Annotated in this window: 12 protein-coding genes; all 12 read right to left on the bottom strand. The window is 73.4% G+C overall.

Annotated features, from left to right (window positions below; genetic code table 11):
* Nucleotides 1–109 precede the first annotated feature (109 nt).
* Entirely contained in the window at nucleotides 110–469 is a 360-nt protein-coding gene (rplS, locus tag LLG88_16015; GenBank protein MCE5248416.1) for a 50S ribosomal protein L19, read from the bottom strand.
* The gene (gene trmD / locus LLG88_16010) at nucleotides 466–1,218 is read right to left on the bottom strand and encodes a tRNA (guanosine(37)-N1)-methyltransferase TrmD (protein ID MCE5248415.1); all 753 of its coding nucleotides are present in this window, start codon (nucleotides 1,216–1,218) and stop codon (nucleotides 466–468) included. Before trmD ends, rplS begins: the two co-directional genes overlap by 4 nt.
* Nucleotides 1,215–1,790 carry a ribosome maturation factor RimM gene (gene rimM, locus LLG88_16005; GenBank protein MCE5248414.1) on the bottom strand — a complete coding sequence of 192 codons (576 nt, stop codon included), beginning with the start codon at nucleotides 1,788–1,790 and terminating at the stop codon, nucleotides 1,215–1,217. The genes trmD and rimM overlap by 4 nt, the downstream gene beginning before the upstream one ends.
* Nucleotides 1,791–1,794: 4 nt before the next feature.
* On the bottom strand, nucleotides 1,795–2,043 hold the full coding sequence (locus LLG88_16000; protein MCE5248413.1) for a KH domain-containing protein: 249 nt from the start codon (nucleotides 2,041–2,043) through the stop codon (nucleotides 1,795–1,797).
* Nucleotides 2,040–2,291 (bottom strand): 30S ribosomal protein S16, encoded by a 252-nt coding sequence (gene rpsP, locus LLG88_15995; GenBank protein ID MCE5248412.1) that lies wholly within the window; start codon nucleotides 2,289–2,291, stop codon nucleotides 2,040–2,042. Before rpsP ends, LLG88_16000 begins: the two co-directional genes overlap by 4 nt.
* A gap of 48 nt (nucleotides 2,292–2,339) precedes the next feature.
* Complete coding sequence (gene ffh, locus LLG88_15990; protein ID MCE5248411.1) at nucleotides 2,340–3,668, bottom strand: signal recognition particle protein; 1,329 nt, start codon at nucleotides 3,666–3,668, stop codon at nucleotides 2,340–2,342.
* Between the two features lie 90 nt (nucleotides 3,669–3,758).
* Nucleotides 3,759–4,964 carry a bifunctional 3,4-dihydroxy-2-butanone-4-phosphate synthase/GTP cyclohydrolase II gene (locus tag LLG88_15985; protein MCE5248410.1) on the bottom strand — a complete coding sequence of 402 codons (1,206 nt, stop codon included), beginning with the start codon at nucleotides 4,962–4,964 and terminating at the stop codon, nucleotides 3,759–3,761.
* A gap of 7 nt (nucleotides 4,965–4,971) precedes the next feature.
* Nucleotides 4,972–5,580, bottom strand: coding sequence for a riboflavin synthase (locus LLG88_15980; GenBank protein MCE5248409.1), 609 nt, complete (start codon nucleotides 5,578–5,580; stop codon nucleotides 4,972–4,974).
* 41 nt (nucleotides 5,581–5,621) lie between these two features.
* Nucleotides 5,622–6,761 (bottom strand): bifunctional diaminohydroxyphosphoribosylaminopyrimidine deaminase/5-amino-6-(5-phosphoribosylamino)uracil reductase RibD, encoded by a 1,140-nt coding sequence (gene ribD, locus LLG88_15975; GenBank protein MCE5248408.1) that lies wholly within the window; start codon nucleotides 6,759–6,761, stop codon nucleotides 5,622–5,624.
* Nucleotides 6,754–7,680: a signal recognition particle-docking protein FtsY gene (gene ftsY, locus LLG88_15970; GenBank protein MCE5248407.1), complete on the bottom strand. Its 927-nt coding sequence runs from the start codon at nucleotides 7,678–7,680 to the stop codon at nucleotides 6,754–6,756. Before ftsY ends, ribD begins: the two co-directional genes overlap by 8 nt.
* Entirely contained in the window at nucleotides 7,680–8,462 is a 783-nt protein-coding gene (locus tag LLG88_15965) for a tetratricopeptide repeat protein (GenBank protein MCE5248406.1), read from the bottom strand. Before LLG88_15965 ends, ftsY begins: the two co-directional genes overlap by 1 nt.
* A 16-nt stretch (nucleotides 8,463–8,478) precedes the next feature.
* A partial coding sequence (locus tag LLG88_15960) for a capsular biosynthesis protein (GenBank protein MCE5248405.1) occupies nucleotides 8,479–8,886 on the bottom strand: 408 nt, incomplete at its 5' end.

The following is an 8,886-nucleotide window of genomic DNA, read 5'->3' as shown; positions in this document are numbered from 1 at the left end:
TCAGCGCGACCAAACGCCGATAAGCGGACGCAGCTTCCGCCATGTCGCCGCGCTTGAGGGCGCGATCGACCATGTCGTGAAGCTGCTTCCGCTCGTCGGCCACAGGGCGTCAGACCCGGCGACGCTCCCGGATGCGGGCGGCCTTCCCGGACAGTCCGCGCAGGTAGTACAGCTTGGCGCGGCGGACGCGACCGGAGCGGACGACCTCGATCTTGGCGACCAGCGGCGAGAAGAGCGGGAAAACGCGCTCGACGCCGATGCCGCCGCTGACCTTGCGCACGCGGAAGGTCGAGCGGACGGAGCCGGTCCCGTGCCTCCGGGCGATCACGACGCCCTGGAAGACCTGGATGCGCTCCTTCTCCCCTTCCGTGATCCGCAGGTGCACCTTGAGCGTGTCGCCCGGGAAGAACTGCGGCACGTCGTCCTTCTGGAACTTGGCCTCTACGGCCCGAATCAGTTCGTCGCTCATTGTCCTTCGACCTCGTCGTCGCCCGCCTCGCGCCGCGAGGGGGTGTTCGCTTCCAACAAGTCCGGCCGCCGCCGGAGAGTGCGCTCGCGCGCAGCCGCGCGGCGCCATTCTTCGATCCGCCCGTGGTGCCCCGACATCAGCGCCTCCGGGACGGCCATCCCGCGGAACAGAGCCGGGCGAGTGTAATAGGGAAAGTCCAGCGTCGCCTCTTCGAATGATTCGTTCTCGAGCGACGCCGGTTCGCCCAGCACCCCGGGGATCAGGCGGGCCGCCGCTTCGATCATCGCCATCGCCGCGACTTCGCCGCCCGCCAACACATAGTCGCCGATCGAAATCTCCTCGTCCACCACTCCCCGCCGCACGCGGTCGTCCACGCCTTCGTAGCGCCCGCAGAGCAGGACCAACCGTTCCAGCGAGGCGAACTCCCGCGCGACCGTCTGGTCGAACCGCCGGCCCGCCGGGTCGAGCAGCACGACCTTCGTCCGTTCCGCGCCCGGCGCCGCCCGCAGTTCCTCGACCGCGCCGAACAGCGGCTCCGGCTTGAGCACCATCCCCGCCCCGCCGCCGAACGGCGCGTCGTCCACCTGACGGTGCGGCGGCGGCGCCCAGTCGCGCAGGTCGCGGACCGTCAGCTTGAACAGCCCGCGCTCCAAGCCGCGGCCGACGACGCCGTAGGCGAGCGGCCCGGGAAACATCCCCGGGAAGATCGTCACCACGGCGAACTCGGGAACGCGCGCCGTCCCGCTCATCGCGCCGCCCCGGAGTCGCCCGCGTCCTCGGCCTCGCGGAGGTCGAGCAACCCGGGCGGCGGGTCGAGGACGATCCGCCCGCCCGCGACGTCGATCGTCTTCGCGATCGCCGCCGCGAACGGCACGAGCGCCTCGCGCCCGTCGTCGAGGGCCACGACCAGCAGATCGGCCGCCGCGGTCTCCTCGAGCCCCGCGACGACGCCGACCTGCCGTCCGTCCGGCAGTTCGACGCGCAGCCCGACGAGGTCGGCCTGGCGCACCTCCCCCGGTTCGAGGGGGGGCGCGCCTTCCGGCGAGGCGACGAGCCACGCGCCGGCCAGCCGCTCCGCGGCGCCGATGTCCTCCGCCCCCTCGAACGCCAAGAGCGGCCCGCACTGCAGCCGGCGGTAGCCGGCCGAACGCCGTTCGAGGCGTCGGCCGTCGTCCCACTCCAGCGTCAGTTCGCGGCCGCGGGCGAAGCGTTCTTCGGGCCAGTCGGTGTGGAGGTCGAGCAGCAGTTCGCCGCGACGACCCCACGGGCGGCGCAGCCGCCCCAGCACGACCCGCTTGGCGGGCGTTTCGGGGGCGGCCACGGCGTCACTCCGGCAGCTCGACCTCGAAACGCCGGCGCTTCTTGTGCGCGGCGATCGCGGCCAGAGTGCGGATCGAGCGGATGGTCATGCCGTCCTTGCCGATGACCTGACCGCGGTCCTCGGCGCGCGTCCGGATCTCGAAGCGGGTCGCCCGCCGGCCGTCCACCACCGACACGGCGACTTCCTCCGGCTTCTCCACCAGGGCGCCGACGAGCTGGCCCAGAAAGGCCTGCATCCGCGCGTCGTCGCTCACGCCTGCGGCTCCGCGGGCTTCGCCTTCGCCACGAGATTGCGCACGGAGTCGGACGGGTGGGCGCCCTTGGACACCCAGCCGTTGTAGGCCTCCATGTCCACGACGACGGTCGCCGGGTTGGTGCGCGGGTTGTAGTGGCCGATCACCGCGGTCGTCGGGCCGGTGGGCGTGTTGCGCGCGTCGGAAACGACGATGCGGTAGAAGGGGTGGTTGCGGGAACCTTCCCGCCGCAGCCTGATCTTGAGCACGAGCGTTCTCCCTCGGGAAAAGTACGGTGGGCCGTCGTCGGCCTTCGTTCAGCGTCCAAGGAGGCGCCGCATGCGGTCCTTGTTGGAGCCGCCGCCGAACGCCTTCATCAGCTTCTGCATCTCCATGAACTGCTTGAGCAGCCGGTTGACTTCCTGCACCGACGTGCCCGAGCCGCGGGCGATCCGCTTGCGCCGCGAGCCGTCGATGAGCCGGTGGTCGCGCCGCTCCGCCGCGGTCATGGAGTTGATGATCGCCTCGAGGCGGACCGTGACCTTCGGATCCACCTCCGCCCCGGCCGGCAGCTTCACCCCCGGGATCATCCCGAGCAGCGACTCCAGCGGGCCGAGCTTCCGCATCTGCCGCAGCGTGTCGCGGAACTGCTCCAGCGTGAACTGGCTGCGGCGGAGCGCCTTCGAGAGCTTCTCGGCCTCGGCGAGGTCGAACGCCTGCTCGGCCTTCTCGATCAGGCCGAGGACGTCCCCCATGCCGAGGATCCGCCCGGCCATCCGCGCCGGGTCGAACAGCTCGAGCGCGTCCGACTTCTCGCCGACGCCGGCGAAGCGGACCGGCACGCCGGTCACGTGCGCGACCGAAAGCGCCGCGCCGCCGCGGGCGTCGCCGTCGAGCTTGGTCAGGATCACGCCGGTCAGGCCGACCCGCTTGCGGAACGCGTCGGCCGAGCGGACCGCGTCCTGCCCGGTCATCGCGTCGGCGACGTAGAGCGTCTCCGTCGGCTCGAGCCCGCGCTCCAGTTCGGCGAGCTCGTCCATCAGCGCTTCGTCCACGTGCAGACGGCCGGCGGTGTCGAGGAGCACGACGTCGAAGCCGCGCTCCTTGGCGAACTTCACCGCCTCGCGCGCGCGGCCGAGCGGCGTGCCGCTGGCGTCGTGCTCGTAGACGCCGAGCCCCGCCGCCTTCGCGACCTGGATCGCCTGCAGCACGGCCGCCGGGCGGGCCAGATCGACCGGGGCGACGAGCGGGTGGCGGCCCATCTTGGTCAGGTAGACGCCGAGCTTGCCGCAGGTCGTCGTCTTGCCCGAGCCCTGCAGGCCGACGAGCATGTAGACCGACGGGAGCTTCGAGGACTGGGCGAGCGGGCGCGCGGCCGACGAACCGCCGAGCAGCTCGACCAGTTCGTCGCGGACGACCCGCACAACCTGCTGCCCCGGCGTCAGGCTCTTCAGGACCTCCTCGCCGAGCGCCTTCTCGCGCACCTTGGCGAGGAACTCCTTGACGACCTTGAACGAGACGTCGGCTTCGAGCAGCGCCAGGCGCACCTCGCGCAACGCGGCGTCCAGGTCGGCCTCGGTGATCCGGCCGGCGCCGCGCAGCCTGTCCAGCACGCCGGACAGTCGATCGGTGAGCCCTTCGAACAAAACGCAGTCCTCCACCCTTCCGCGCGGAAGGGCGCGCAAAGGTGGCACTTTAGCAGATACAGCCCCCGCGTCAATGCGCGGGGACCACCGTCAGGCGCGCTCGAGCAGGTGCCCGAGCTTCTCCCGCTTCGTCCGCAGGTAGGCGCGGTTGGCCTTCGTCGGGGCGATCTCGAGCTGCACCCGCTCGACGATCTCCAGCCCGAAGGCGGAGAGCGCGACGTACTTGCGCGGGTTGTTGGTGAGGAGGCGCATCCGCCGCACGCCGAGGTCGAAGAGGATCTGCGCGCCGACGCCGTAGTCGCGCTGGTCCGCCTTGAACCCCAGGGCGAGGTTCGCCTCGACGGTGTCCTGCCCCTTCTCCTGGATCTCGTAGGCGCGGAGCTTGTTGGCGAGGCCGATCCCCCGCCCCTCCTGCCGCAGGTAGACGACGACGCCCCGCCCCTCGCGGGCGACCTGCTCCATCGCCGAGTGGAGCTGCGGGCCGCAGTCGCAACGGAGCGAGCCGAAAACGTCGCCGGTCATGCACTCGCTGTGGACCCGCACGAGGACCGGGTCGTCGCCGGCGAACGGCTCGCCGATGGTCAGCGCGAGATGCGTGTCGCCGTCGATGTCGTTGGCGTAGGCGTGGACGGTGAAGTCGCCGTGCTCGGTCGGGAGATGCGGCGAGGCGACCCGCCGCACGAGCCGCTCGTGGGCGAGGCGGTAGCGGATCAGGTCCGCCACAGTGATCATCTTCACGCCGTGCTCGGCGCAGAACGCCTCGAGGTCGGGCACGCGGGCCATCGTCCCGTCGTCCTTCATCACCTCGCAGATCACGCCCGCCGGATAGAGTCCGGCGAGGCGCGCGAGATCGACGGCGGCCTCGGTCTGGCCGGCGCGCCGCAGGACGCCGCCCTTGACCGCGCGCAACGGGAACATGTGCCCGGGGCGCATCAGGTCTTCGGGACGGGTCGCGGGATCGATCGCCGCCTTCACCGTCGCCGAACGATCGGCGGCGCTGATCCCCGTCGTCGTGCCGCGGCGGGCCTCGATCGAGACGCAGAAGGCGGTCTGGTAGCGGGTCGTGTTGTCCGCGACCATCAGCGGGACGTTGAGCTCGTCGAGCCGCTCCTCGGTCATCGGCAGGCAGATCAGCCCGCGGCCGTGGCGGGCCATGAAGTTGATCGCCTCCGGCGTCACCTTCTCCGCGGCGATCGTCAGGTCCCCTTCGTTCTCGCGGTCCTCGTCGTCGCAGACGACGATCATCCGCCCGGCGCGGATCTCTTCGAGCGCCTCTTCGATGGTCGCGAACGGCATTGTCGGTTTACCTCGGCCCCGAGGGCGAGAAAGCGGCCGCGGCGGCCGCGCGCAGCATCACGTCCCACTCGACGATCATCTCGTCGCCGGCGCGCCGCCGGCCGAGCGTGGTCGCCGCGAGCGTGGCGGGGATCACCGCCACCTCGAAGAAGTCCCCGCCGAGCTTGGCCACGGTCAGGCTGATCCCGTCGAGCGCGATCGAGCCCTTGGGCACGACGTACCGCCGCGCGGCCGCCGGCAGGCGCAGGCGCAGCTCGGCGAAGCCGCCCGCCCCGCGGCGCAGCGCGGCGACGCGCAGCAGCCCGTCCACGTGCCCCTGCACGATGTGGCCGCCCAGACGGTCGCCGGCGCGCAGCGCCCGCTCCAAGTTCACCGCCCGCCCGGGCCGCCAGCGCAGCCGGCCGCCGGTGCGGGAGAGCGTTTCCGGCGAGAGGTCGGCGTCGAACGCGCCGTCGCGCGGGGCGACCGCGGTGAGGCAGCAGCCGTCCACCGCGACGCTCTCGCCCGGCTCGATCGGTCCGTCGGGAAGCGCGTGCTTGACGGTCACCGTCAGCCCGCCGCCCTTGGCGCGGACCGCTCCCAGCTCGCCGACCGCGGCCGCCAGACCGGTGAACATCGAGCGCCTCCCGTCGCGCCCCCCGCCCGGGGAACGCCGTCCTATACGCGTTCCGCCCCCGAGGCGCGGGGATAGAGGACGAAGAGTCTATCCTCTCCCAACCGCTCCTCCACCTCGACCCGCCAGTCGAACGCCGCGGCCAGCGGCCGCGGTCCGGCGTCGAGCGCGGCCGCGCCGCCGGCGTCGCCGAGCAGCCGCGGCGCGGAGAACCAGTAGAACTTGTCGGCGCAGCCGGCGGCGAGGAAGGCGCCGAGCGTCCGCCCGCCCCCCTCGACGTAGGCCCCGAGCACGCCGCGGCGCGCGAGGTCCCGCAGGATCTCGGCCGGGGGGATCGGCGCGCCGGCCTCGCCGAGCGGCACGACCTCCGCCCCCTCCCGCTCCAGCGCCGCGCGCCGCGCCGGATCGGCGTCCGGGCGGCAGTAGATCACGATCGGCGAGTCGATCCCCGCCTCGGCGGCGACGCGGAAGAGCCGCGCCTCGGGACGGGCGCGCAGGGCGCCGTCCACGATGCAGCGCAGGAACGGCGGCGCGCCGGCGGGGCCGTCGGGCGGCAGCAGACCGGGGTCGTCGGCCAGCAGCGTGCCGGCTCCGACGACGACCGCGCCGTAGAGGCCGCGCAGCTCCTTGGCGCGGCGGCGCGCCTCGGCGCCGGTGATCCACTGCGAGGCGCCCGACGCGTCGGCGATGCGGCCGTCGAGCGTCGCCGCGACCTTGAGCGCGGCGAAGGCGCGGCCGCGGCGGCGGTGAAGCAGATAGTCTTCGTTGAGCCGCTCCGCCGCCCGCTCCGTCTCCGCGCCGGCGAGCTCGACCTCGATCCCCGCGGCGCGCAGTTCCTCGACGCCGCGCCCGGCGACCCGCTCGTCGGGATCGATCATCGCCACGACGACCCGCCGCACCTGCGCGGCGATGATCGCCCGCGCGCAGGGAGGCGTGCGGCCGGTGTGCACGCACGGCTCGAGCGAGAGATAGAGCGTCGCGCCGCGCGCCGCCTCGCCGGCCGCGGCGAGCGCCTGCGTCTCCGCGTGCGCCTCCCCCGCGCGGCGATGCCAGCCCTCGCCGACGATCGCGCCGCCGGCGCCGACGACGACCGCGCCGACGCGCGGGTTCGGCGCCGCGCCGCGTCCGGCGCGCGCCGCGAGCTCGATCGCCCGCCCGAGCAGCCGTTCGTCTCCGTCACGCATTCCCGTTCCCGGCCGGCGCGAGGATGCTGTCCACGAACTGTCCGGCGTCGAACGGCAGCAGGTCGTCCACCCCTTCGCCGACGCCGATGTAGCGCACCGGCAGGCCGAGCTCGCGGCCGATCGCGACCGCCGCGCCCCCCTTCGCGGTGCCGTCGAGCTTGGTCAGGACGAGCCCCGTGACCGGCGCCGCCTTGGCGAACTCGCGCGCCTGGTTGACGGCGTTCCGGCCCGTCGCCCCGTCCACGACGAGCAGCGTCTCGTGCGGCGCGCCCGGAATCTCGCGCGCCACGGCGCGGGAGATCTTCGCCAGTTCGTCCATCAGCGGCTTCTTGTTGTGCAGCCGCCCCGCCGTGTCCACGAGCAGGTCGGCCGTGCCCTTCGAGCGGGCCGCGCGCGCCGCGTCGAAGGCGACCGACGCCGGATCGGCGCCCGCCTGCGCGCGGACGACCCGCGCCCCCGCGCGCTCGGCCCACACGACGAGCTGCTCGACCGCGGCGGCGCGGAACGTGTCGGCCGCGGCGACCACGACGCCGCGCCCCTCGCCGGCCCAGAGCGCGGCGAGCTTGCCGACCGTCGTCGTCTTCCCCGAACCGTTGACCCCCACGACGAGCGTCACGCGCGGCGGCGCGGGGTTCGGCGCCGGCGGCGCGGGCGGCAGCAGCGCCAGCAACTCGCGCCGCAGCAGCGCGAGGACCTCGTCCGGCCCCTCGATCGTGCGGCCGCGCATCTCGACGGCGATCCGTCCGCGGAGCTCCGCGGCGAGCTCCGGCCCCAAGTCGGCGCCGAGCAGCGTCTCCTCGAGCTCGTCGAGCAGGCCGTCGTCCACCGTCCGGCCGGTCAGCCGCGCCACGCCGTCGGCGAGCGCGGTCCGCGTCTTGCGCAGGCCGGAAAGCAGTTTGTCGCGCAGCGAACCGAACATCAGCGTTCTTCCTTGAGCAGCGCCGCGGCCTTCGCCGCGGCCTCGGATCCCGGCGCGAGTTCGAGGACGCGCCGCAGGCGGGCCCGCGCGTCGTTCGTCTGGCCGATCTTGAGCAGCGTCTCGGCGCGCGCCAGCTGGTACTCCGGATTCTTCCCCTCGCCCGCCTCGGCCGCCTCGAAGGCCAGCTCGGCCTCGTCGAAGCGGTCCATCGCGGCGAGCAGCCGCCCCATCTCGAAGTGGGCGCGGTAGTACTTCGGCCGCGCGCCGACCGCGCGCCGCAGCTCGGTCAGGGCCTCGTCGCGGCGCCCGACCCGTTCGAGGATCAGCGCCTTGTTGAGCCGCACCTGCTCCGGCGTGGGATAGGTCGTGTCGGCGAGCGCGCGGTCGAGTTCGACCAGCGCGGCGTCCGGCTTCCCCTGCTGGTCGAGGCAGGCCGCGAGGTACATCCGCGCGTCGGTGTAGAACGGGTGGCGTTCGATCGCCGTGCGGAAGTCGGCCTCGGCCTTCGCGAAGTCGCCCAGCGTGAAGTACATGTAGCCGCGGTAGAACCAGACCTGCGGCAGCTTCGGATCCATCTTCAGCGCGCGCTCGATTTCGCTCATCGCGTCCGGCACGCGGTTCTGCTCGAAGGCCAGCCGCGCCCGCTGGTAGTGCTGCAGCGCGCCCTCCTGCGGCACCTTCCGGTCGATCTTCGGCGTCGGCGCGCCGCAGCCGGCGAGCATTGCCGCGCCGACCGCGGCGACGGACAGGATTCGAACGGCGAACCGGGCATAGAGCGTCATCGAACCTCCTCGGCGTTCAGCGTCCCAGAAGTCGGTCGAGGAAGCCGCGCGGCGCCGGCGCCGGCGACGGCGCGGCCGCCTCGAACGGCGTCCCGCCCAGGAACGCGCGCGGCGCGTCCTCGACGGCGATCCGCGCGGAGTCCTCCCCCGCGAGTTCGGCCCAGCGGGCGCGGGCCGCGGCGAGACGCGGCGGCCGATGTTCCGTGTCGTGCGCGTCGCTCCCCAGGGCGTGGACGAGCCCGCGCCGCACCATCGTCTCGGCGAGCGCGGCGATCGTCCGCCCGAAGTCGCCGACCAAACTGGAACCCGTCATCTGCCCCAGCGCCCCGAGGCGGATCGCCGACTCGAGGCGCGCGAGATCCTCCTGGAACCAGCGGATCCGCTCCGGGTGGGCGAGGACCGGCGTGATCCCCGCCACGCGCAG

This window comes from bacterium (assembly GCA_021372775.1).
Taxonomy (GTDB): Bacteria; Acidobacteriota; Polarisedimenticolia; order J045; family J045; genus JAJFTU01.
Note: the sequence above shows the minus strand (reverse complement) of the source record. Positions and strands in the feature narration are given on the sequence as shown.